A 23,112-nucleotide genomic window follows, 5' to 3' on the forward strand; every position below is an offset into this window, starting at 1 on the left:
CTCTCTGGTTTTTATTTATGATCAAAAACAACTGCTCCATCTATCCACACCTGTACAGGTTCCAAACGACCCTGATGGTATGTAATTTCTTTAATGCTATCTGTAGGGAACAACACAAAATCCGCCTTAGCACCTTTGGACAACATGCCCCGATCGGACAATCCCAAAGCTGCTGCAGCTCTGTATGTTACGCCTGCAAACACCTCTGCATTGCTAAGTTTCTCAAAACAAGCCAGTACAGATGCCTGAGTCAGCAAATGTCCCATTGGAGCTGAACCGGGATTCCAGTCTGTGGCGATAGCCAGACTTGCACCTGCATCCAGCAATCTTCTTGCCGGTGTAAAGGCACAGCCTATACCCATAGATGCCCCCGGTAAAGCAACAGGAATAACATCTGAAGCAGCCAGCAACTCAATTTCGGGAGTTCCCGAACTCTCCAGATGATCGGCACTCCTAGCTGCAAATGCAACAGCGACTTCACTTCCTGAAGTACTGAACTGATCCGCATGTACCGTGATATCAAAACCTAAAGCCTTGGCAGTCTCAAAATACGGCTTGATCTGCTCCTTAGAGAAAGCACTTTTCTCAACAAATGCATCAATTCGATTGCTCAGCTGCTCCTCCTGGAGAACAGGGAATAACTCATTGACAAGTATTTCTAAATAAGCTTCATGACTCCCTTCAAAGTCCTTTGGTAAAGTATGTGCAGCCAGACAGGTAGGAATCAGCTTTGCTTTGCAGGTTTTAGCAGCCTGCTTGATGGCACGTAAAATCTTAAGCTCTTCTTCCACATTCAGCCCATATCCGCTCTTCACTTCAATAGTTGTGACACCCTGACGGATCAAGACCGCTGCCCGTTCCAGAATAAGATCTACCAAATCAGCTGCAGAAGCTGCACGCGTATCCTTGACTGTACTCCAGATACCACCTCCGCTCTCTGCAATTTCCAGGTAAGAACTTCCCGCATTGCGAAGGGCAAAATCGTTCGCACGGGTACCGGCAAATGCAATATGTGTATGCACGTCAATCATTCCGGGGATCACGACCGTATCCTCTTCTATAAGCGTTAGCTCCAGATCCGGATATTGCGATTCGGACCGCAGCAATTCAAAATCAGCAATACGTGCTATCCTGTCTCCTTGGATAAGAATACCGGCATTTTTTTCAATATGAAGTTGCTGATCTTGCAAGGCACCTTTTAACGGCAGACCGGTCATAGTCAGCACTTCTCTGAATGGCCCTACAAGACGATATTGATTTTCGTAGTTCATATCCTTAAAATTCATCAAATAAATTACTTCCCTTACCCGGATAAGGTTTATTTTCCTGTTTTGCTGCTGCTCTTGCTACAGCTACCAGTTCGCCGGAGTATGTCAGTGCCTGTGCTGTTTCCATAATTTCTGACATAGCCTGATCTTCTTCCAGATGAGGAATTACTGACCGCACATGTGCGTGTACAGCTTCCACAACAGGTGTAGGTTTCAGCGGATGATGGAAATCCAGCGCCTGTGCAGCACACAATAGTTCTATACTCTGTATCTTTTGCACATTATCCAGCACTTGCAGCAATTTCCTGCCTCCTATAGACCCCATACTCACATGATCCTCCTGGCCCAGAGATGTCGGAATACTATCTGCGCTTGACGGGAAACAAAGTCCTTTATTTTCGCTTGCAAGAGCAGCTGTAGTATATTGCAAAATCATAAAACCAGAGTTCAGTCCCGTAGAACGCAACAGAAGCTTAGGAACATTAGGCGTATCGCCTTCCAATGATAAATATACTCTTCTATCCGCAATATTTCCGATTTCGGAAGCTGCCAGACAGGCATAGTCTATGACCATTGCCAAAGGCTGCCCGTGAAAATTTCCACCGCTGATGGTCAGATCTTCATTAATCAGCACAGGATTGTCCGTTACAGAATTGATTTCCGTTTCCACCAGTTCTTTCAGATGTAGCCAGGCGGTACGTGAAGCACCATGAACCTGAGGAATGCAGCGAAGGGAATAAGGATCCTGTACGCGCGAACAATTGGCATGAGAGGTGACAATCTCAGACCCTTCCAGTAAATGATAAATGGTATCTGCGACAAACTGATTACCCGCATAAGCTCTTAGCTCGTGTAATTCACTGAAAAATGGTTTTATAGATGCATTCAATCCTTCCAGCATCAAAGCTGCTATCAAATCCGCCTGCATCAGTACCTGATGAAATTTTTCTACCCCTTTGACCGCATGAGCCGCAATAAATTGCGTTCCGTTGATCAGTGCAAGACCTTCTTTTGCAGCCAGGTGCAAAGGTTCTGCGCCAAATGTAGCAAGCACCTCTCCTGTTGCACGTATCTCACCTTTGTAATGCACCTTCCCTAAACCGATCAGAGGCAGGAACAAATGTGACAAAGGAGCCAGATCTCCTGAAGCACCTACAGATCCCTGCTTAGGTACAACCGGAATTACGTCATGTTCAATATGCCAGATAATACGATCTATGGTACTTTCCTGAATTCCTGAGAATCCCTTGGCCAAAGCATGCGCTTTCAGAATCAGCATGAGTTTAGATAATTCAACATCAATAGGCTCCCCCACTCCAACAGCATGACTCTTTAGAATATTTTCCTGCAGCAATCGGGTATCATCACGACTGATCAACGTAGTACAAAGCGGTCCGAAACCGGTGTTAATACCGTAAACAATACGATCTGAAGACACGATCTTTTCTACTAATCCCGCACTCTTCCTGATACGCTCACGACTTTCCTCAGTAAGTATACCTGTATATTGTCCATTGCTTATCGCCAAGGCTGTAGAAACCTTTAGATGATCTTCTCCGTAATGAAATAGTGGCTTAATCATATCGTTATGTAGTTTTTATAATAGATTATATGCATACAGTATAATAAATATGCATAACTATAAATTGTCCTTTATCAAATTTACCTGCTATATTTGATAATTAGAAATACCAATATTATCAACAATTGATAACCATGAGTAATCAAATAGAACTAAGACACCTTATCTATTTCCGTACACTTGCGGAAGAATTGCATTTCAGGAAAGCTGCCGAACGCTTATTTATTTCCCAGCCGGGGCTGACCCGGCAGATCAAACAGATGGAAGAAATATATGGCGCCGTTTTATTTGAAAGAGGAAAACGATCCGTGCAACTCACAAATGCAGGTCAATATCTCAAATCAGAGGTTGACATTCTGCTTAATCAACTGGATAATATCAAAACCCAAATTAAAAAGAGAGCAGAAGGCAAGATCACAGAACTATCCATTGGTTTTATCGGTTCAGCAGCTCAAAGCATCATGCCTGACCTGCTTTATCAGCTGGATCAGGAACATCCTTTGATTGAAGTTGCCATGAATGAGCTTCCCAATAATACACAGGTTGAATACCTGCTGCATAATAAACTTGATTTTGGTTTTGTTCGGATGGATACCCCCAGCAGCGGATTAGTTCTGAAAAAAATCACAGAGGAACCTTTTTCACTGGTTATTCCCAAAGATTATCCTATTCAACAAGACAACTTCCATTCCCTGCAGCAGTTCAGAGATGAAGCTTTTATTTTATTTTCGAGAGATTACAGCAATGCTTATTACGAATTGGTTATGAGCATATTCGGGGATCATGGATTTGTGCCCAATGTACATCACAAAACAGTTAACGCACTTAGTATATTCAAATTAGTAGAAAAAGGTCTGGGTGTAGCTATAGTCCCCAGCTCTCTCCGGATTGGCTATGATGTCCCCGTCAATTTTATTGATCTGCAGGATATTCCGCAACGTAGTCAACTGTCGTTAATATGGAATCCAAAAAACAGAAATCCGGGTATTCCGGCACTACTATCTGTACTGGAACACTACTTTTTATAGAAGACCAGCGCCTTCAGATGCTTTTCTCTGCGGGAGTAAAATAGTGCAATCGATTGATCAGCAACGGACTGCACAAAATTGAAAACAGATTAGATATATTTGATTTTCAAAGTTCCAAAACCTATTATGAGAAGACTACTTATTACTTGCCTCTCCCTGATCAGTATCGCTTATGCACAGAACAGACCAGCTGATATTTTCAAAGATGCTTCTTTGACCACGCTAAAAAAGAATATCGGCGAAAAACAGATCGATCTGCTGCAGAATCCTGCGCTTAAAAACGTAGCCACTCAATTGTATACTAAAACCTATCCTCTGGATAAACGCTACCGTGAATATAACAATTACGAATCTCCCCAGACATTAGCAAAGAAACTTAAGACAAGCCCTTACTCTCAATATGAAAATCCAACAGGCATCTACTTTTCAGCAGGAGATTCAGCCATTTTATGGGTCGAAAAAACAAATGCTACCCAACTTTCATTACGTGTAACCAACTGGGATGATGAGGAATTTAAACAAAAAGATTATCCCCTAACACAAGGCTATAATGCCTTTAAAATAGAAAATAAAGGAAATTCCTACATTCAATATTTTACTCCGGACAAGGCTGGTAACAACAAAGTGAAAATACATATCCTTTCCGGAAAAGTGAATGGCATCTTTGATATCAGTAAACACAGCAATGAAGACTGGGACAGCTTACTGGCGAATGCGACAGCGCCTGTACTGGATATTGTCGGGAAACAAGTGCAACTGGCTTATGCCGTTGAATCCCTTCAAGCCAATGCTGCTCATCAGGGTGTTGAACTGGTTAAACTTTACGACTCCATTATCGGTATACAACATGAGCTGATGGGGCTTAAGCAAACAAATCGTATTCCGAAAAACAGAATGTTTGGACGTGTTATATGGAAAGGATTTATGCATGCAGATGGTATTGGAGCAGCTTTTCATAACAATACAATGAAAGATGTTGCCAGTGTTGCAGGGCTCAGAAAAAATTCCTGGGGTGTAGCACATGAATTTGGACATGTAAATCAGGTTCGGCCAAATATGAAATGGGTAGGAACTACCGAGGTTACAAATAACATTTATTCTGTCTGGACACAATATATCTATAATCAAAATCAACCTAAGCTGGAACGGGAAAAGTTAAAAGATTATGATGAGTCTAAGATCGGAGGTCGTATTACTTCTTATATGGAGTCGGCCTTTATACACCGCCAACCCTGGCTGACACAGGCTGGCCCGGACCGCTGGGACAGAGAGCGTCCGCGTGATTGGGGGGGAGATCATTTTGTTAAATTAGTACCTCTTTGGCAGTTACAATTATACTTCAATGTTGCAGGAGAAGGAAATGCATGGAAAAACAAAAACTTCTACGGTGACATTTTCACAAAAGCCATTAATGCGCCCACAACAAAAGATAAACCAGACGCTTATTATCAGCTTGAATTTATAAAGAATGCGTGTGATGCGGCAAAACTTGATCTGACAGACTTCTTTGAACAATCAGGACTTTTGATCCCGATAGATCTGTGGGTAGATGATTATACCTGTGCGCAAATGACCATTACTCCAGATGATATTCAACAAGTGAAGAGTTACGCAGCCAAATATCCGAAACCAAACACACCCGTGCTTCATTACATTACAGCCAATAGTGTACTGAGCTACAAAAATAAGTTAGCCCTATCCGGCACAAAAGGTTCCGGGTATACAAAAGAAAATAAAAAGATAATCGTTGATAACAGCAAATGGAAGAATGCTGTTGCCTTTGAAACTTTCGCAGGAGACAAATTAGTTAAAATTGCTTTTGTAGGAGCCGGATCAGCAGACGCTACGCAGACTATTGTACATATACCAGAGGGAGCAACTGCAGTCAAAGCTGTCAGCTGGGATGGCAAACGTACAGATGTTTTGTAAAAACAGCTGAATAATCAGGTCAAAGTAGGTTTAACCTGGATTTTTGTTATGTCTTCCTGATAGAACAGGAAGACATAACTAACTTTAACGGAGCTTACTGTCTATCGTTGACAAATAAGAATAATCCTCAAAAGCAAAACTCGAAGTCTGTGACATCACATAATTCAATATTTGCTTCGCTTTAGTCAGCAGATTCTTTTGTTGTTCTATATCTGCAGTGTGAAGACCATCGTTCATCAGAATAAGAGCCAGTGGACGAAGTTGTTCTACTTCCAGCTCCTGCTGAAAATAAGCCTGTAAGGATTCAGCAGTCTGATTCAGAAAAAAAACTCTGTCTTTTCCGAAAAACGTACTGTATCCATTATCAAAAAAATCCGGATCTTCCGGTTCGTCAAAGGCTGTAAACTTATCTTTGATCAATCGAAGGTACTTACCAATCTCGTTCATCCAATTCATCAACGAGTCTTTCTCAAATCTAATTCCCATTTATCTTTTAAACTTATCTGATCTGTCCGTCTCCGGTCACAAACCATTTTTCCGTAACCAATTTTTCCAAAGCAAAAGGACCTCTGGCATGAAGTTTCTGAGTAGAGATACCGATCTCTGCTCCAAGTCCGAATTCTCCACCGTCAGTAAATCGTGTAGAGGCGTTGGCATACACAGCCGCAGCATCGACACTATTCATAAACCGTTCAATTTTCTCCGCATCATTCGAGATAATACATTCTGAATGCCGGGAAGAATACAAAGCAATATGATCCAATGCCTCTTCCGTGTTATCCAATACTTTAATTGAACATTTCAAATCTAAAAATTCCCGACCGAAATCCGACTCTTCTGCATGCTTTAAAAATGGATAATTTTCCTTTTTTAACACTTCGTAAGCAGTATTGTCACCAAAAACTTCTACTTCCGCTTTTGAAAAAGCATCTACCAGCTTAGGTAAGAACGTATTTGCAATCTCCCGATCCACCAATACCGTATCCAGAGCATTACAGACAGAAGGACGACTAATCTTCGCATTTGCAACGATAGCTGCAGCTTTATCCAGATCTGCTGTAGTCTCCACATACGTATGGCACACTCCCGCACCGGTTTCTATAACGGGTACTTTAGCATGATTACGCACAAAATCAATAAGTGACTGCGAGCCTCTCGGAATAATAATATCCACATATTTTGTAGCTTCCAGCAGTTCGGTTACAAATTTACGGTCGGTCGGCAGAAGTTGTACTACCGCCGGATCAACAGACATATCAGTCAGCACCTTGCGGATAAGTTTGACCAGCACCGTATTGGTATGCCAGGCATCACTACCGCCACGCAACAGACACACATTACCTGAGTGGATACAAAGTGCTGCCACATCTATAGATACATTAGGTCTGGACTCATAGATTACTGCGACTACACCTAAAGCGACTGTCTTCTTTTCAACTAACAGTCCGTTTTCCAGTCTTTTAGAAGAAAGTAACTTGCCTGTAGGATCTTCCAATAAGGCTATTTCACGTAAAGAGGAGCATAATCCGTTTATACGTTCTGCCGTCAGGAGCAATCTATCATATTTAGGATCTTCTTTATCCATGGCATTCAGATCCGTTTGATTGGCCTCTAAAATTTCGGAAACATGCTGTTCCAGCACTTCTGCCAGTTGAATAAGTACCTGCGCTCTTTTCTCAGCAGGAATATGTTGAATAGCCTGGGTTGCCGCACGGGCAGCCAATAGCTGTGAGGTAATATTTTCCACGTTATAAGAGTACGATATCATTGGCATGCGCCAGTTCTACATTCTTTTTCTGATCCAGTTTTGTAAGAGCGGATGCATCTATCCGGGCTTTTGCCACAGCGATTTTCAATCCCGTTTCATCCGAGATATGAAATACTTCTCCTGCTTCAAACCCCTGAATAATATTTTTAACACCTACTGCCAGTAAACTTTTACGTTTTTGAAGGGCTTCCACCGCTCCGCCGTCAACACGTACCTCGCCTTTGATCAGACTGCCGCTGGCAATCCACTTATTACGAGAAGACACCCGCTTAGACTGCGGAAGACAGACCGTCCCTGTCTCTCCTTTTACAGCTTTCAGCAGTCCATTTTCTGTCTGCATGCTGAAAATAACGGCACGGATTCCCATCTGACTCGCTAAGCGCGCAAAATTGAGCTTAGAAGTCATTCCTCCAAGCCCTACAGAAGATTTATCTTTTCTGGCAAGAGACAAGGCTTCTTTATCAACGACTTTAATCTCCGCTATTACTCTTCCATCGGCATCCAGTACTCCGGGCACTGAAGTACTGAATAAAATCTGTTCTGCCCCAAATCCGACTGCAATCAATGTGGCCAATTCATCATTGTCGGAAAACTTCAGCTCCTTATTACTGACGACATCATTTTCATTGGCGATGGGAATAATATTATTTTTCCAGAGTTCTTCATACGTACTTTTCAACTGTAAAAACTGATCCCGGTTCGCAAAATGCTGCCTTTCACAAAGGCTTTGAGCCAATGCAATTTTGTATGGGCGGAAATAAGTACTGTATGTACGGATCAGCAATGGATTTCCTATAGCTGCAGCAGCTTTACGCTCAGAAAGTGTACCGGAATATTTAGGCAAGAATCGTTTACCGGCAGCTACAGCACCCGAAGATACCAGTACAATATTATATTTCTGTTGCAAATCAGCACACTGCCGTGCAATCTCCAACACAATTCGTTCATCTATTTCACCGTCTTTTGATGTGATTGCCGCTGAACCAAACTTGACAACCAGTATAGGTTTTTTCATTTTATTACTCCGCTCTTTTATCTCTGCCTTACATTAATCCCTAAAATTAAAAAGTTAAAGACACAAAACAAGCAAAATATGTAAAAGAATGGATAAAATAAATCACAGCCCTGCTGTTGGTAAGAATACCAGCAGCAGGGCTGTGAGGTTCAGTTAATATAAAATTTTCTGAAGAATTACAGCTTAAAGGAATAAATCTCCGTACCATCCGAAAAACGGATTTCAGTATCAAAATCAGTTCCATGAGTTGTTTTATAGCTTTTAACCAAAGTCTTTAATGTCTCGACATCACCCTGGTAAGTCAACGCAAATGGTTTTGCTAAATTATATCCGCTGAGATCCATAATCACTTTGCCTGTATTATCCACTTCAAACATGGTATACTTTCCGGAAGGTAATTGCACAGCAACAGCACCTTTGTTTTGCAAGTCAGCTAAAAACTGATCAACAATCGCAGCTTTCTCTTTTGTAGCTCTGACAAAACCAAAAATAACATTAGCAGGAAGACGATTCAGTTTCGGAGAAAGCACTTTTACCATTTGCTGCTCAGGAAGGGTCAATGTATAATCAGAAGCTGTCACCTCCAGTTTTCCCTTGATCTGTTGTCCGCCTATGTTTACCTCTACAGGGTAACTTTTATTTTCCAGATTCACCAAATCAAACTGAGAAACTGCAGGTCCCAGACTTGTCAGGCAGACATCCGGAGACTTGACATCATAATAATTTAGAACAATTGTTGCGTTCTGCAGTTTAAAATCGCTGTGCAGGTAATAATTACCACAATTAAAGATCTTTACCGTTTTATTAATTAAATGGAGAGTTTTAGCAGATCCATCAGCTCGTTCTATAAGCGAAACAGTAACAGGTTCAGCAGATGACTGTTTTTCTTCACTTTTTTCACAGGAGAATAACAGCAAGGACAGAAAAGCAAAAAATAGGTTTTGGATCACTTTCATATTAGTAGGTTTTTTTACATAAAACGTACAACATCTGCCAAATGCTACATAACTCCTATGTATTTATCCGGAAACCAGTCTCAAAATTTTTGTTCCACATCTTTTCCCCATTCCTCATTAAGCTGAATTGCAAAGTTAGCATTAGATGAAAAGCCTTCCAGTAACATTCCCTTGAACGTCAATCTCATATTATGCTTTAATGTAGAGGAAACAGAAAATTCCCGTATAATTTTATTATCCTTATTATATACTTTCAGGGCATATCCTATGTCCCTGGCAACTGGAAGATAACCAAGAAACTGATTGAATTGCAGCTCAGGTTGTGTTTTTCCAAATTCAGGATAAAATATAATAACTGATCCATCGGACAAATCCGGAAATCTGGCTTCACTAAAAGGCACATAATAGGGCAGTTCGTGTTCCTGTACAATCTCTATTTTTCCGATTCCGGAAAGATCAGCTTTATCTGTAAATTCAAATTTCACCTGAGAATAATAACGCTGTAATACCAGAGGAACTTTCAGATCTTCCCCCACTTCCAGGCTCATGATCCTTTCACCGAAAACCTCATTATCAGAATTATCAAAAGTATTATACAGATAATAATCATCCGCGGTTTTGATCGTGCGCGGTAGAGTCAGCGTTTTAACTGCCTGACTCAAAATAAATGAGACATCATAACTTCCGGATGCCAGCGTCAGAGGCAAGTTCATTTCCAATGCATTTCTTTCAAGCTCTATCTTTCCTTCAGCTACAAGTTTGCGATCCTGTCTGTTGAAAATATGGTAATATAAGTTTCGTAAAAGAGGGTTTACGGTTACAATCTTTCCATCATAAGATCCTGAAAGCCGCATATTATCAATTCGGATAGTTCCCGTTTTTTCATTGAATTGACTGTTGTTACCCCGTTTCAAAACAAGCCTGAAGATGATTTTCTGGATTTCTTCAGTTCGCTGCAATTTGGTCAGGTCTGCAGTAATATCTCCCCAGGCCGTTCCCTTTATACTGCTAATATCATAGTCCGAAAGCAGCGCAACAAACGTAAGTCCATTATCCACAGAATATAAGATATCCAATGCTTTAGGGCCAGTATCTGACCCCGAGGCATTAAAAGCTAACTGATTTAAAGATTTTACGTCTTTCAAGGGTATAGCGATCTCTATCTGTGTTACACCTCTAAAAGACGCAGCACGTCCGGCATTATATTCCCCATAAGCCTTTCCCGTTACAAAATCAACATTATTGGGTGTTACAGTCCATTGGACTCCATCTTCATTTAATGCTAGATCAGGTCTCAAAGTACCGTTATTAAAGGACCAGAAATATAAAGCTTGCTCTGATAGCACGTTGCTTCCGGAGTTTGCCAGAAGTTTCAGTCCATTATCCAGAGAAGAAACAGAGGCTGTAAAACCGGACAGTACAAAATCTACACGATGGGTTTCTCTTACTTCCGGAACAGGACCCGATTTGCGGCATGAATAGCATACATGCAATATGATAAATAGTCCAAAATAAAGTTTTGCTTTTCTTTTCATAATTCAAAACAGACTTAAAGTAAAATAATAGGGTGTGCAGATATGCTGTTATCTGATGTCTATCAGATAACAGCATATTTTTGATTAAAAAGTCCTGGCTTAAAAGGGAATTACCCTGAAAGAATAACGACAGTTATTCAAGAATACAACAGCAATAATAATTTAAATGTATTAAAAATTTATCTTAATTTCAAATTATTTCGCTATTAAAAATTAAATATCAACAAACAACTATTAGGAAGTAAAGCGGTCATCATATGCCTTTTCCAGCGAGAACATCTCGTCTCTTAGCTTGGCGGCTTCAAGGAAATCCATTTCTTTTGCTGCTTTCTCCATACGTTTCTTAGTTGTTTCGATAGCTTTCTTAAGATCTTTCTCACTCAGATACTGCATCACCGGATCAGCCGCCACAGCTACTGTAGGATCAGGTTCCACATATATTTTAGGTTCCATACCGTTGAAATCCGCAACAGAAGTCTGTTCCATTATTTCTTCCCTTGTCTTACCTACTGTGCGTGGAGTAATATGATGCTCTTCATTATATTTCATCTGCTTTTCACGACGTCGGTTTGTCTCCTCTATAGTGATGCGCATACTGTCCGTCATCTTATCTGCATACATAATAACACGTCCCTTATCGTTACGGGCAGCACGCCCTATTGTTTGTATCAGAGAACGCTCCGAACGTAAAAAACCTTCCTTATCTGCATCCAGAATAGCTACCAGAGTCACTTCCGGAAGATCCAGTCCCTCACGAAGCAAATTGACGCCGACTAATACATCAAACTCGCCAAGCCGGAGACCACGCAGGATTTCCACACGTTCTAAGGTTTTCACCTCGGAGTGGATATAGCGTACCTTAATATTCAGGCGAGTCATATATTTGGTCAGTTCTTCCGCCATACGTTTCGTTAAAGTAGTAGCCAGTATACGTCCGCCTTCTTGAATTGTTTTATCGACCTGCTCCAGAAAATCATCCACCTGGTTAATAGCCGGACGTACTTCAATAACGGGATCTAACAATCCAGTAGGTCTGATCACTTGCTCCACAACCACACCTTCGGTTTGCTGTAACTCATAATCACCAGGAGTAGCAGAAACATATATGGTCTGATTGGTCAACGACTCAAATTCCGGAAAATTAAGCGGTCTGTTATCCAACGCGGCCGGCAGACGGAATCCATATTCTACTAATGATACTTTCCGGGAACGGTCACCTCCATACATAGCACGAAGTTGAGGAATAGTAACATGACTTTCATCAATAACTAATAAGTAGTCATCCGGGAAATAATCCAGTAATGTAAAGGGGCGCATTCCCGGCTGGCGGCCGTCAAAGAAACGGGAATAATTTTCAATCCCCGAGCAATACCCCAGTTCACGCATCATTTCCAGATCATAGTTGACACGCTCTTCCAGGCGCTTTGCTTCCAGCATCTTTCCTTCATCTTCCAGTTGAGTTTTACGCTGCATCAATTCATCCTGAATAGCCCAGATTGATTGGGTAAATTTTTCCTTAGGGGTGACAAACAGATTGGCCGGAAACAAGGCCAGATCTTCCATTTTATTAATTGTCTTGGCAGAGACCGGATCGATTGCACTCAATTCATCAATCTCATCTCCAAAAAAGGACACCCGAATCGCATAATCCAGATAGGCAGGATATACGTCTACAGTATCTCCTTTTACACGGAAAGTACCTCTTTTAAATTCGGCAGTTGTACGCGAATATAATATCTCCACCAATTTGTGAAGAAATGCATTTCTGCTGATAGTTGTTCCTACTGCAAAGCGGAAAATAGAACGGGAAAAATCCTCTGGATTCCCCATACCATAAATACAGGATACAGAAGATACAACAACAATATCTCTGCGGCCCGACATTAAAGAAGAGGTCGTGGCTAACCGCAACTTTTCTATTTCTTCATTAATGGCAAGATCTTTTTCAATGTACGTATTGGAAGAAGCAATAAAAGCTTCGGGCTGGTAATAATCATAGTACGACACAAAGTAATTCACGGAGTTTTCCGGAAAAAACTGTTTAAATTCTCCATACAATTGTGCCGCCAGTGTTTTATTATGGCTGAGAATCAGTGCCGGCTTTTGTGTCTCCTGAATTACATTTGCAATGGTAAACGTCTTTCCCGAACCTGTAACACCGAGAAGAGTCTGATATGTTTCACCATCATTCACACCTGCTACTAACTCTTTAATAGCCTGGGGCTGATCCCCGGTTGGTTGGTACTCGGAAGTTAATTTGAATTTCATTTGCCGTACATCTATAAAACATAAAAATACGCAATTTTCTCAACTTATCGAAGTACCAAATCCCAGCAGTAGCAAACAATAATTCATTTTTTTGTGTATATTGAGTAACAAACAACACAACTATTATGGTGACTATTCTTACAAAGCAAAACAGCATTGCCAACCAATATATTGCAGAGCTCAGAGATGTAAAAATCCAACAGGACAGAATGCGCTTCCGACGCAATCTCGAACGTATAGGTGAAGTTATGGCTTACGAGATCAGCAAGACATTAGAATACCGTCAGCATTTTGTAGATACTCCCTTAGGTGTTGCTGACACACATGTTCCTTCAGATTATCCTGTATTGGGAACGATTATACGTGCAGGACTTCCTTTTCATCAGGGATTTCTGAATGTATTTGATCAGGCCGATAATGCATTTATTGCAGCATACAGACACACCAAGAAAAGCGGAGAGTTCGAAATCCATAAAAAATACACCAATACGCCGAATCTGGATGATCGTGTGGTAATTATTGCAGACCCCATGCTGGCCACCGGCCGTAGTCTGGTCCTGTGTTGCAAAGACCTTCTTGCTGATTATAATATCAAAGAGTTGCATATAGCCGTGGTGATTGCATCTGAAGAAGGAGTACAACACGTCAGAGCCTTTCTTCCGGAAGCACAACTATGGATCGGAGCAGTGGATAATGAACTGACGAGCAAAGCATATATAGTACCGGGACTGGGAGACGCAGGAGACCTGGCGTATGGAAACAAAGAGTAAAACACAGCAACTACTGATCCTAACAAGAGCGTGAAGTTTACGTTAAGCACGAAATTAATTAACAATTATTTAGCAGTTAAAATGTTAAAAATCAACACACAACACTTACATTTATATTATTATATCATTCGTTCTTTTTCACCACTAAAATTTATATTTTATGAATTGGCAAAAATACAATGGCGAATATATTCGCATTCCTATTACAGATGCCGTTGAAGAAATCATAGCCCGGGAAACGAGGCTTGGCAACAAACTCAAGGTTTACATCGGCACCGACTCTCAGGTCAAACGAGGAACCATCGACTTCGCTACCGTCATCGTCTTCCTCCGAGAGCACAAAGGCGGATTCATGTTCATTCATAAAGACAAGCGAACCCACCTCATGAGCATTAAAGAGCGGATGCTTCTTGAAGTTCAGAAATCCATAGAAATCGCCTACCACCTCTGCCCCCTCCTCGATCAATACCATGTGGATCTCGAAGTCCACGCCGACATCAACACCAATCCAAATTTCCAATCCAACGTTGCACTCAAAGAAGCCATGGGCTATATTATGGGAATGGGATTTGTGTTTAAGGCAAAACCGGAGTCCTTCGCCAGTACAAATTGTGCCAATAAACTGGTACAGTAACGTATAAAGTAGGATTTCTAACTTTACTTTGTATCTTTATCTGCGATAAGCAATAGAGGTATGCAAGACTTTTTTCAACAAATTGCCCGGCAGTTTGTCCAGACTTCTTTACTCGAATGGATAGGCACAATTACCGGATTCCTCTGCGTCTATCTTGCTGCCAGACAACATATCCTCAACTGGCCTGTCAGCATTATCAGTGTAACTATCTACGCCTACCTTTTTTACCATAGCAAACTCTACGGAGATGCGGTATTACAGATTTATTTTCTAGGAACGGCTGTATACGGCTGGTATTACTGGATCAAAAGAAAAAGAGAAGCTGACAAACCTATTGTAAGTTTTACGAACCGTCAGATGGTACAGACAATGGCTATCATTATTCTTCTGACAGCAGCTCTCGGAACCTTCCTTGATTATCAGACCAATTCCGATGTACCTTATATAGATGGCTTTTGTACGGCCGTAAGTTTTGTAGCTCAATTCCTGATGACCAGGAAAGTACTCCAAAACTGGTTATTGTGGGTATTTGTAGACATCTGTTATATCCCGCTTTATTATCATAAGGATTTATTATTGACAGCAGTGCTGTATCTTGCTTTCGCGTTCATTGCCTGGAAAGGCTATAAAGACTGGAAAAAGACGTATTTAACTACCTGAACTGGATAATATGACCGTTTTCACTTCCTGCGCTTCCGCTAAAGAAAGAGGATGAACAGTATGTATCTTCTGTTGATCCTTATGAAAAAGCAAGGTTATCTTCTCATCCTCAGCTACAGGTACAAATTCAATATTTAAATCACGTAAAGAAATAGCTGGCTGTGTATCCTTAAAGTAACGATAATCTGCAATGTAAATCAGTCGATGCTTATCAGAGATATCAAGTATTTCTTTACCGTAACGTATCCATAATAACATACGAATCATATAGATACTACATCCCAGCAATACACATATAACAATTACAGAAATAATATCAAATCCAGTTACAAGGCCTGAAATAATCAGAATCAGTACAATTATACCAGAAATTACACTCAGGAGGAGAAGTATACTAAATCCGAAAACAGAATACTCCGGATCTGAAACAGCGATAATATTTTTGTCGGTTGAATAATTAACAGGCATATTAGTCTGAGATTTTTCATCAAATATATATGCATTCCGTCAAAGGGTCAATAAAGAACAGTTATTCTTATATATTTGTCTCTATTAAGAGGAATATAAAGAATGGCGAATCAGATTTTAAAGAAAATAGCAGTGGTAGGCCCCGAATCTACAGGAAAATCGACCATTGCACAAGCCATAGCCCGACATTTCAATACAGTATGCGTACCGGAGTATGCCCGCGAATATTGTAAAAATCTAAAAAATGAATATACGCTGCAGGATGAAGTCAATATGTATTATGGACAGATTGCTCTTGAAGACAGCCTTATTCCACTTTCTCAACATCATATCCTGATCTGCGACACTACGATCCTGACCGTCAAAGTATGGTGCGATTACCTGTTTGGAGAGACACCGGATGAAGTTAAAAATGAGATCACATGCAGAGAGTACGACCTGTACCTGCTTATGGATATAGATCTGCCCTGGGAGGATGATCCTCTGCGTGATTTTCCAAATGAACGGGAACATTTCTTGGAGGTCTGGAAAAAAGAGCTCAACAGCTTAGGAGCCAGATACAAACTTATTTCAGGATTAGGAGAAGACCGGTTGCAAAATGCATTGAAAGCGATAGAAGAATACGTAATCCTATCACATACTTAACAAAAAAAGAGCTTCATCTTAATTTTCGGAGGAAGCTCTTTTTTATATTAGGATAATCTCTTAGTATCGATAAGCGTCCGCTTTATAAGGGCCGTCAACCGTAACCCCGATATAGGCAGCCTGATCTTCCGTTAACGTATCTAATTCCACACCGATTTTTGCCAGGTGAAGACGTGCAACCTTCTCATCCAGGTGTTTTGGTAACGTATACACCTTATTTTCATAAGCAGCCGTGTTAGTCCACAATTCTAATTGGGCCAGCGTCTGATTCGTAAACGAGTTCGACATCACGAAGGAAGGGTGTCCTGTAGCACATCCCAGATTTACTAAACGACCTTCTGCCAGTAAAATAATGTCAGTACCATCAATAGTGTATTTATCAACCTGAGGTTTGATCTCAATCTTGGTATTACCGTAGTTCGTATTTAACCAGGCTACATCAATTTCATTATCAAAGTGTCCGATATTACATACTACAGTTTTATCCTTCATTGTTTTGAAATGCTCAGCACGAACGATATCTTTATTTCCGGTAGTAGTCACCACGATATTAGCTTCTTTTACTGCATCTGCGAATTTCTTAACCTCAAATCCTTCCATTGCAGCCTGAAGTGCACAGATCGGATCAATTTCCGTTACGATAACGCGTACTCCCGCTGAACGCAGAGATTCTGCAGATCCTTTACCCACATCTCCATAACCAGCTACTACGGCAACTTTACCAGCCAGCATCAGATCTGTTGCACGACGAATAGCATCTACCAATGATTCACGACAACCGTATTTATTATCAAATTTGGATTTCGTAACCGAATCATTCACATTGATTGCAGGCAGGTGCAATGTTCCGTTTTTCATACGCTCATACAGACGGTGAACACCTGTAGTCGTTTCTTCTGATAATCCCTTTATTTCGCTGATAAGTTCAGGATATTTATCAAAAACCATATTTGTCAGGTCACCACCATCATCCAGGATCATATTCAAGGGCTGACGATCTTCTCCGAAATATAAGGTTTGTTCGATACACCAGTCAAATTCTTCCGTATTCATGCCTTTCCATGCATACACAGGGATACCCGCTGCTGCAATAGCAGCCGCAGCATGATCCTGGGTAGAAAAGATGTTACAGGATGACCAGGTCACATCTGCTCCCAACTCGACCAAAGTCTCTATTAATACCGCTGTCTGAATAGTCATATGCAGACATCCTGCAATACGAGCTCCTTTAAGTGGTTTGGCAGCCCCAAACTCCTCACGCAAGCTCATCAAACCCGGCATTTCAGCTTCTGCCAGTTCAATCTCTTTACGACCCCATTCTGCAAGGCTGATATCTTTAACTTTGTACGGTACGTACGTGCTTTCTATTGATGACATAATAATTTTCTCTTTTAAAATTTAGAATACAAAAATACCATTAACGACAGTCAATTCAAAACATTAGCTTTTTGGCATTTACAAATCTGACATTCATTTGAGAGTATAAACTTGACGGGGGAGTATAAGTGCCTTATATTTGTAGATATTTAATTTAAAAAGAGAAGAAATGTATCCAGAATATTTAGTTGAACCCATGCGTAAGGAGCTTACGGATGCTGGTTTCCAGGAGTTAAAGACCATTGCAGAAGTAGATTCAGCAATTCCTTCTGAAGGAACTGTTTTTGTAGTTGTAAACTCCGTATGTGGTTGTGCTGCTGCAAATGCAAGACCTGCTGCTAAAGCTGCTGTAAAAAATGAAAAACATCCTGACAAACTGGTCACTGTATTTGCAGGTATGGAAAAAGATGCTGTAGATAAAGCACGTGAATACATGTTGCCTTACCCGCCGTCTTCACCGGCAATGGCTCTTTTCAAAGACGGTAAATTGGTGCACATGATTGAAAGACATATGATCGAAGGTCGCCCGGCACAAATGATTGCAGACAATCTGGTTGCTGCATTTGACGAGTACTGCTAGATCATCTATTTTGATTTTTGAAACAAAAAAGCTGTTCCGCAATTGTGGAACAGCTTTTTTTGTTTCTTTTTAGTTTCTCTTAGAATAGGTAAGGGCTCATGCTGCCCGTATAATATTTTGCCGGCACCATCAATTTATTTTTTGGTAATACCGCACCATTGAAATCAAAATAGGCTGTTACCTTTCCTCCATCTTTATAGTAACGGATAGAAAGCAACGGGGAATTGTTCTGATAGGCCCAGTTAAACTGAGCCTCATCCTGAGAGATCAGTTCAGTAAAGGTATTATCCTTATTTATATGTCCGAAGTAGTGGATTTCACGATATGCCCCGCCTGATACTTCCTTTGTAAGCTGTCTGATTGCAAATTCATCATTGAGCTCTTCACCCTGATTGCCTCCGATTCCGGCCTTTATTATACCTGAGCCCGCAGATATATCTCCGGGAATATTGCGGGACAATCTTACTTTTGCTCCAAAAAGAGCAGTTAATGCCGAATCAGTCGTTAAGCTTTCTCCTTTACGGACTAATTGATTATCATAGATAACGGCTTTCCAGTTTTCATCCTGCCCATCCATATTTATCGGCTTGTACATTTCCGGTGGTTTAATTGCTTCAGGAGGTTCCAGCCTGTCTGACTTCTTAGCTTTACCCTTTGCGGCAGTTTTCACGGGTGTAACAGGAGCTTTTTTTGGAACAATTTCGTCTACAGCAAAGCCTACCGGAAAGGTATAACGTGAATAACCTTCATCAAGGGTAGCACTGATAAGTTCTAATTTTTCAAATGGAGGGATTGTTGCAACTTTTCGAAACTGATCTGCCACTGAAATAATTCTCCCTTTTCTATCTGTATCATATACAGCAAGGTATTGTGTCTTATTTTTTCTAGCCGAATCATAAATGCTAAACGCTTCTATTCTGGAATAAATCTTATCCAGTGTAAAACTTTGATGATTCACCGGAGAAGCGATTACAGTCTTATTATCCTTTTCAAAATGGTAATAGGCAATGTCACCGACAATTATTAACGGACTGCTATCCTTGAGGGTTCCCATATTAACAGGCTTGCCAGTCTGCGTATCCATAAGCCAATAGAAATAGTTGTCTTTGGCGTCTTTATCTACAATGACATAGTAAGAAAAATCTCTGTACACTTTAACAGATACACAAAAACCCGGTGCTTTAACTTCATTACCCAGGGTGTCCATTAACCCATATTCTCCATTTACCTGAAAAGGGACAAGCAAAGGCCGCTTTACAGGTAATGTCTGTTGGGCAGATACCTGTAAGGTGAAACTCATCATCAAAAGAATCGAAGAAAAAATAAATCTGATCATAATTTAATATTATTTCTCATGACCAAGCAAACATTATGCCTTCATTAGACCGATAGATTGTCCATTCCAATCGGGAAATAATATTTTATCATCATTTAACTTCAGATGCCTGTCGGCAACCTCTGAAAAGACAGCCCGGAAATCCGTTGTCACTTTAAGGTCTCTTCCATCTTCCAGATTTTCTTTTGCCAGCTCATCCATATTTCCGTGCACTTTTCCACCATTCACCTGATTCCCCAGAATAAAATTGCAGGATCCGCGTCCATGATCGGTTCCTCCTGTTCCATTCTGATGTACGGTCCGGCCAAACTCAGTCATTGTCATGACGGTGACATCATCCTGATATGCTTCGATATCTTTCCAGAAAGCCATTATAGAATTGGAAAGATCAGCAACATTACGGGCAAAAATACCGGTATCTTTTCCCTGATTGAAATGCGTATCCCAACCATTACTTTCCGTAAAGGCGACTTCAAGCCCTACATCCATTTTGATCAATTGTGCAATTTGCTTCAAAGACTTACCCAGGTTACTTCCAGGATAAGTTACATTATTGGCAGGCTGATAATTTTTAACCGCGTTACTTTGCAGCATCTTCATTGCTTCAAAGCTTTCCTTCCCGGTATCACGTAACACCTCATTTACCGTATTATCATACAGATCTTCAAAACTCTTTGCATTCTGATTAAAGGTCACACCTTTACCCTGTATCTTAAAATTTTTAATGTCGCTGATGGCTAATGCTTCATGCTCACCATATAATGAACGGGGTAGCGCTGCTGTGATACTGACGGCTGAAAAAGGAGTCAGACTATCGTGTCCCAATAATCCAACCGCACGATTCAACCATCCACTGCTGGTATTTTTCTCAAAAGGAGTACCGGACTCCATATAATCCTGCGCATCAAAATGAGAACGTGTGGTATTAGGTGATCCCATTCCGTGAACGATTGCCAGCCGGTTTTCACGGAAGACTTCCTCAAATGCTTTCATCCCGGGGTGCAGCCCGTATCTTCCGTCCAGATCAATCAGAGCTGATGCTCCTTCTGATTTTGCAGCCGATAAAAATAAATCAGGACGTGCAGCCTGCAAATGTGTATCCAGAAATGGTGTTACAGCCATCAAGCCGTCCATAGCTCCACGTTGAAAAATACAGACCATCACCTTACGCTTGCTGTAGGGGTTCAATAATTTTTCTCTGGCAACTGCTTCCGCTAAAAAAGCCGGAATACCCCCCATCAGACCTATTCCAAATAGACCCAACCCTGAATTTTTTAAAAATGCCCGTCTGTTTAACATCTTCTTTTCGATTATTATCGCCGCTGAAACTCCGGAGAACCTATAATAAGTCCTACAATCTGTGCCAGCATAGCATTAGTCTGATTCTTACTCTTAGCACTTATCTTCTGTTCTTGTGCACGATCATCCTGCATCATGCTTTTCTCTCTGTTTTTCTGTGAGGCTGCTGATACTTTCTCATGCAGATCCTGTTGTGTCAGTAAAGGTGTCAGTCTCTTTTTCAGCACATCCATATCCACTTCCGGCAAAAGCTTACGACCAAATACTTCCAGTGCCTGTTCAGCACTTTCTGGTTCTCTGCCACCTGTTACTCGCATCAGATCAACATCTACTCCCGAATTATTTTCCGAAGTAAAAGATAGTCCGAAATTCATTCTGTTCAATAAAGCACCCGTATTGATCCAATAGTCTGATTTGTCCGGAAAGCCTGTCGGTGCGATATAATGATACTTCTGTTCCCCCATTCGGGTTACCCAGTTATTAAGCTTGACAGGATTATTCACATCTGCATCCAGTCCTCTGACCGCACTGATTGCTAACTCGAAAGGCGTTTTTATTTTCTGATCAATAGTTTTCTTATCCCAAAATTCCGGAGAATACACCATCATTGTCAATACAGCTGAAATATCACCGTTGTTTTTCAGAAAAGTATCTTTCATACGCTTTACCAATTCAGGAGAAGGTATATCAGATACAAACCGAACAGCAAGCTTACGAACGATAAATTCTGCAGTCTGCGGTTTTGATGCCAGCATTTTTAATAATTCCACACCCTCTTCATACCCCCTATTACTGAAAGTATGCGCTAGTACTGTTTTTGTTCCCTTATCATGCCGGTTAGCCAGAAACAAAAAATCACCATCTGCTATGTTATTTTTATTGTTAGCGATATTTTCTTTTTGTACGTTTCCATACCCTTGCATAGGATAGATCGTCCAGCCTGTCAGAACACGTGCAGCTTCTGTGACATCTTTTTGCGTATATCCTCCATCCACACCCAATGTGTGTAGTTCCATCAGTTCGCGTGCATAATTTTCATTAAGTCCCTTTTTTCCTTTGCTCTTTGGATTATCAGCTACGCTGGAAAAATTATCCAGATACATCAGCATAGCGGGAGCTTTCGCTGTCGCCAGAAGAAGATCCTGAAAATTACCTAAGGCATTAGGTCTGATAACATAAGCTTCATAATTGGGAATAAACGGAGCTGCCTGTCCTTTGGTAAAGGATACATTAAAGTGGTTAAACCAGAAATCGGTCATTACTTCTCGAAGCTGATTCTGACTATATACAGCACGTACTATTTTAGAAGCCAGAAACTGGCGGTTTAATTCGTTTTCAGGCCTGTAACCTTTGACTTCCATAAATTTTCGAATCGCATCTTTGTAAGACTGCTTGCTGTTATCTATAGAATCTTTTGAAATAAAACCTTCATTGACAGCCTGCCTTCTCACACGAGCTGAGCGTGGGTATAGCGAATCAATCGCACGATTGCTTAATAATACATCTGCATAATTACCCATTAGATTATTCAGCCGATCGTCCTTGATATTGCCCTCAAGCTGTTGTCTAAACCATTTTTCCAATCCCTGCTTTTCTACTTTTTCGATCTGTTGCTCATCAAAACCGTAGGTAAACCGGCTAAGCAAATGTACTATTGCCTCCTTTTCAGTAAGCCCCTGTTGTTTGTATGGGAAACTGCCTTTCACTTTCACTTCCTGACCGTAACTTTCCGGAAGAAAAGAAAGAAAAATAAACAGAACTACAGCAATTCTTATCATAACTTTCATAGGAGGCGTTTTTAACTGTATAAATTTACAACTTGATCCTTACATTTATATATTAAGAAATCATTAAAGGCCAACCGGTTATACAGAAACCAGCGCTTATCATAGACAACGTTTTTTTGAAAAGGTTTAGTGTGCATTAATACTGTATCTTAAAAAAAAACCGGACTTTAATTGCAATAAACTCCCATTCACATCGTATTGTATCCC

Annotated in this window: 20 protein-coding genes; 7 read left to right on the forward strand and 13 right to left on the reverse strand. The window is 40.8% G+C overall.

Going from position 1 to position 23,112, the window contains the following annotated elements:
* Window positions 1-11 precede the first annotated feature (11 nt).
* Complete coding sequence (hutI, locus tag I6J02_RS04950) at window positions 12-1,271, reverse strand: imidazolonepropionase (protein WP_236582298.1); 1,260 nt, start codon at window positions 1,269-1,271, stop codon at window positions 12-14.
* Between the two features lie 4 nt (window positions 1,272-1,275).
* Window positions 1,276-2,850, reverse strand: a complete 1,575-nt coding sequence (gene hutH / locus I6J02_RS04955) for a histidine ammonia-lyase (protein WP_201680705.1) — start codon at window positions 2,848-2,850, stop codon at window positions 1,276-1,278.
* Window positions 2,851-2,984: 134 nt separating this feature from the next.
* Here hutH and I6J02_RS04960 point away from each other — a divergent pair, with 134 nt between their 5' ends.
* Window positions 2,985-3,878: a LysR family transcriptional regulator gene (locus I6J02_RS04960; protein WP_201680706.1), complete on the forward strand. Its 894-nt coding sequence runs from the start codon at window positions 2,985-2,987 to the stop codon at window positions 3,876-3,878.
* Between the two features lie 126 nt (window positions 3,879-4,004).
* The gene (locus I6J02_RS04965) at window positions 4,005-5,807 is read left to right on the forward strand and encodes a M60 family metallopeptidase (RefSeq protein WP_201680707.1); all 1,803 of its coding nucleotides are present in this window, start codon (window positions 4,005-4,007) and stop codon (window positions 5,805-5,807) included.
* An 84-nt stretch (window positions 5,808-5,891) separates the two neighbouring features.
* Here the strand turns inward: I6J02_RS04965 and I6J02_RS04970 are convergent, their stop codons facing one another.
* The 6 genes from I6J02_RS04970 to uvrB all read right to left on the reverse strand — a co-directional run bounded on the left by I6J02_RS04970 (window position 5,892) and on the right by uvrB (window position 13,349).
* Complete coding sequence (locus I6J02_RS04970) at window positions 5,892-6,293, reverse strand: hypothetical protein (RefSeq protein ID WP_201680708.1); 402 nt, start codon at window positions 6,291-6,293, stop codon at window positions 5,892-5,894.
* Between the two features lie 13 nt (window positions 6,294-6,306).
* Window positions 6,307-7,575 carry a glutamate-5-semialdehyde dehydrogenase gene (locus I6J02_RS04975; RefSeq protein ID WP_201680709.1) on the reverse strand — a complete coding sequence of 423 codons (1,269 nt, stop codon included), beginning with the start codon at window positions 7,573-7,575 and terminating at the stop codon, window positions 6,307-6,309.
* A complete protein-coding gene (proB, locus tag I6J02_RS04980) occupies window positions 7,556-8,590 on the reverse strand; it encodes a glutamate 5-kinase (protein ID WP_201680710.1) in 1,035 nt (344 codons plus the stop codon). The genes I6J02_RS04975 and proB overlap by 20 nt, the downstream gene beginning before the upstream one ends.
* Window positions 8,591-8,766: 176 nt before the next feature.
* Window positions 8,767-9,546, reverse strand: coding sequence for a hypothetical protein (locus I6J02_RS04985; protein WP_236582299.1), 780 nt, complete (start codon window positions 9,544-9,546; stop codon window positions 8,767-8,769).
* An 80-nt stretch (window positions 9,547-9,626) separates the two neighbouring features.
* Entirely contained in the window at window positions 9,627-11,081 is a 1,455-nt protein-coding gene (locus I6J02_RS04990) for a hypothetical protein (protein ID WP_201680711.1), read from the reverse strand.
* 234 nt (window positions 11,082-11,315) lie between these two features.
* Entirely contained in the window at window positions 11,316-13,349 is a 2,034-nt protein-coding gene (gene uvrB, locus I6J02_RS04995) for an excinuclease ABC subunit UvrB (protein WP_201680712.1), read from the reverse strand.
* Between the two features lie 125 nt (window positions 13,350-13,474).
* Here uvrB and upp point away from each other — a divergent pair, with 125 nt between their 5' ends.
* The 3 genes from upp to pnuC all read left to right on the forward strand — a co-directional run bounded on the left by upp (window position 13,475) and on the right by pnuC (window position 15,413).
* Complete coding sequence (gene upp, locus I6J02_RS05000; protein WP_003011495.1) at window positions 13,475-14,119, forward strand: uracil phosphoribosyltransferase; 645 nt, start codon at window positions 13,475-13,477, stop codon at window positions 14,117-14,119.
* A 160-nt stretch (window positions 14,120-14,279) separates the two neighbouring features.
* Entirely contained in the window at window positions 14,280-14,753 is a 474-nt protein-coding gene (locus I6J02_RS05005; RefSeq protein WP_003000862.1) for a ribonuclease H-like YkuK family protein, read from the forward strand.
* A gap of 60 nt (window positions 14,754-14,813) precedes the next feature.
* Window positions 14,814-15,413: a nicotinamide riboside transporter PnuC gene (pnuC, locus tag I6J02_RS05010; protein ID WP_201680713.1), complete on the forward strand. Its 600-nt coding sequence runs from the start codon at window positions 14,814-14,816 to the stop codon at window positions 15,411-15,413.
* On the opposite strand, the gene I6J02_RS05015 is transcribed toward pnuC, so the two are convergent.
* Window positions 15,402-15,881, reverse strand: a complete 480-nt coding sequence (locus I6J02_RS05015; protein ID WP_201680714.1) for a hypothetical protein — start codon at window positions 15,879-15,881, stop codon at window positions 15,402-15,404. The two genes, pnuC and I6J02_RS05015, sit on opposite strands and share 12 nt — an antisense overlap.
* 102 nt (window positions 15,882-15,983) lie before the next feature.
* On the opposite strand from I6J02_RS05015, the gene I6J02_RS05020 reads away from it, so the two are divergent.
* On the forward strand, window positions 15,984-16,526 hold the full coding sequence (locus I6J02_RS05020) for an AAA family ATPase (protein WP_201680715.1): 543 nt from the start codon (window positions 15,984-15,986) through the stop codon (window positions 16,524-16,526).
* Between the two features lie 60 nt (window positions 16,527-16,586).
* Here the strand turns inward: I6J02_RS05020 and ahcY are convergent, their stop codons facing one another.
* Window positions 16,587-17,903, reverse strand: a complete 1,317-nt coding sequence (gene ahcY / locus I6J02_RS05025) for an adenosylhomocysteinase (RefSeq protein WP_201680716.1) — start codon at window positions 17,901-17,903, stop codon at window positions 16,587-16,589.
* A gap of 169 nt (window positions 17,904-18,072) precedes the next feature.
* Between ahcY and I6J02_RS05030 the strand changes: the two genes are divergently transcribed.
* The gene (locus I6J02_RS05030; RefSeq protein ID WP_003000873.1) at window positions 18,073-18,483 is read left to right on the forward strand and encodes a BrxA/BrxB family bacilliredoxin; all 411 of its coding nucleotides are present in this window, start codon (window positions 18,073-18,075) and stop codon (window positions 18,481-18,483) included.
* Window positions 18,484-18,562: 79 nt separating this feature from the next.
* Here I6J02_RS05030 and I6J02_RS05035 read toward each other — a convergent pair whose 3' ends face one another.
* Genes I6J02_RS05035 through I6J02_RS05045 form a run of 3 tightly spaced genes read right to left on the reverse strand, consistent with a single transcriptional unit; the run spans window position 18,563 to window position 22,905 of the window.
* Entirely contained in the window at window positions 18,563-19,819 is a 1,257-nt protein-coding gene (locus I6J02_RS05035; protein WP_236582300.1) for a hypothetical protein, read from the reverse strand.
* Between the two features lie 33 nt (window positions 19,820-19,852).
* A complete protein-coding gene (locus I6J02_RS05040; protein ID WP_201680717.1) occupies window positions 19,853-21,118 on the reverse strand; it encodes a DUF1501 domain-containing protein in 1,266 nt (421 codons plus the stop codon).
* Window positions 21,119-21,132: 14 nt separating this feature from the next.
* Window positions 21,133-22,905 (reverse strand): DUF1800 domain-containing protein, encoded by a 1,773-nt coding sequence (locus I6J02_RS05045; protein WP_201680718.1) that lies wholly within the window; start codon window positions 22,903-22,905, stop codon window positions 21,133-21,135.
* Window positions 22,906-23,112 lie beyond the last annotated feature (207 nt).

It is taken from the genome of Sphingobacterium spiritivorum, from assembly GCF_016725325.1.
Lineage (GTDB): Bacteria > Bacteroidota > Bacteroidia > Sphingobacteriales > Sphingobacteriaceae > Sphingobacterium.

What these genes read in the sequence shown, in the direction of transcription:
- I6J02_RS04990 (WP_201680711.1), bottom strand. Translation starts at nt 11,081, where the DNA reads ATGAAAAGAAAAGCAAAACTTTATTTTGGACTATTTATCATATTGCAT.
- I6J02_RS05035 (WP_236582300.1), bottom strand. Translation starts at nt 19,819, where the DNA reads ATGATCAGATTTATTTTTTCTTCGATTCTTTTGATGATGAGTTTCACC.
- ahcY (WP_201680716.1), bottom strand. Translation starts at nt 17,903, where the DNA reads ATGTCATCAATAGAAAGCACGTACGTACCGTACAAAGTTAAAGATATC.
- I6J02_RS05005 (WP_003000862.1), top strand. Translation starts at nt 14,280, where the DNA reads ATGAATTGGCAAAAATACAATGGCGAATATATTCGCATTCCTATTACA.
- I6J02_RS05015 (WP_201680714.1), bottom strand. Translation starts at nt 15,881, where the DNA reads ATGCCTGTTAATTATTCAACCGACAAAAATATTATCGCTGTTTCAGAT.
- I6J02_RS04970 (WP_201680708.1), bottom strand. Translation starts at nt 6,293, where the DNA reads ATGGGAATTAGATTTGAGAAAGACTCGTTGATGAATTGGATGAACGAG.
- I6J02_RS05040 (WP_201680717.1), bottom strand. Translation starts at nt 21,118, where the DNA reads ATGTTAAACAGACGGGCATTTTTAAAAAATTCAGGGTTGGGTCTATTT.
- hutH (WP_201680705.1), bottom strand. Translation starts at nt 2,850, where the DNA reads ATGATTAAGCCACTATTTCATTACGGAGAAGATCATCTAAAGGTTTCT.
- I6J02_RS05020 (WP_201680715.1), top strand. Translation starts at nt 15,984, where the DNA reads ATGGCGAATCAGATTTTAAAGAAAATAGCAGTGGTAGGCCCCGAATCT.
- pnuC (WP_201680713.1), top strand. Translation starts at nt 14,814, where the DNA reads ATGCAAGACTTTTTTCAACAAATTGCCCGGCAGTTTGTCCAGACTTCT.
- uvrB (WP_201680712.1), bottom strand. Translation starts at nt 13,349, where the DNA reads ATGAAATTCAAATTAACTTCCGAGTACCAACCAACCGGGGATCAGCCC.
- proB (WP_201680710.1), bottom strand. Translation starts at nt 8,590, where the DNA reads ATGAAAAAACCTATACTGGTTGTCAAGTTTGGTTCAGCGGCAATCACA.
- hutI (WP_236582298.1), bottom strand. Translation starts at nt 1,271, where the DNA reads ATGAACTACGAAAATCAATATCGTCTTGTAGGGCCATTCAGAGAAGTG.
- I6J02_RS05045 (WP_201680718.1), bottom strand. Translation starts at nt 22,905, where the DNA reads ATGAAAGTTATGATAAGAATTGCTGTAGTTCTGTTTATTTTTCTTTCT.
- I6J02_RS05030 (WP_003000873.1), top strand. Translation starts at nt 18,073, where the DNA reads ATGTATCCAGAATATTTAGTTGAACCCATGCGTAAGGAGCTTACGGAT.
- I6J02_RS04960 (WP_201680706.1), top strand. Translation starts at nt 2,985, where the DNA reads ATGAGTAATCAAATAGAACTAAGACACCTTATCTATTTCCGTACACTT.
- I6J02_RS04975 (WP_201680709.1), bottom strand. Translation starts at nt 7,575, where the DNA reads ATGATATCGTACTCTTATAACGTGGAAAATATTACCTCACAGCTATTG.
- I6J02_RS04965 (WP_201680707.1), top strand. Translation starts at nt 4,005, where the DNA reads ATGAGAAGACTACTTATTACTTGCCTCTCCCTGATCAGTATCGCTTAT.
- I6J02_RS04985 (WP_236582299.1), bottom strand. Translation starts at nt 9,546, where the DNA reads ATGAAAGTGATCCAAAACCTATTTTTTGCTTTTCTGTCCTTGCTGTTA.
- upp (WP_003011495.1), top strand. Translation starts at nt 13,475, where the DNA reads ATGGTGACTATTCTTACAAAGCAAAACAGCATTGCCAACCAATATATT.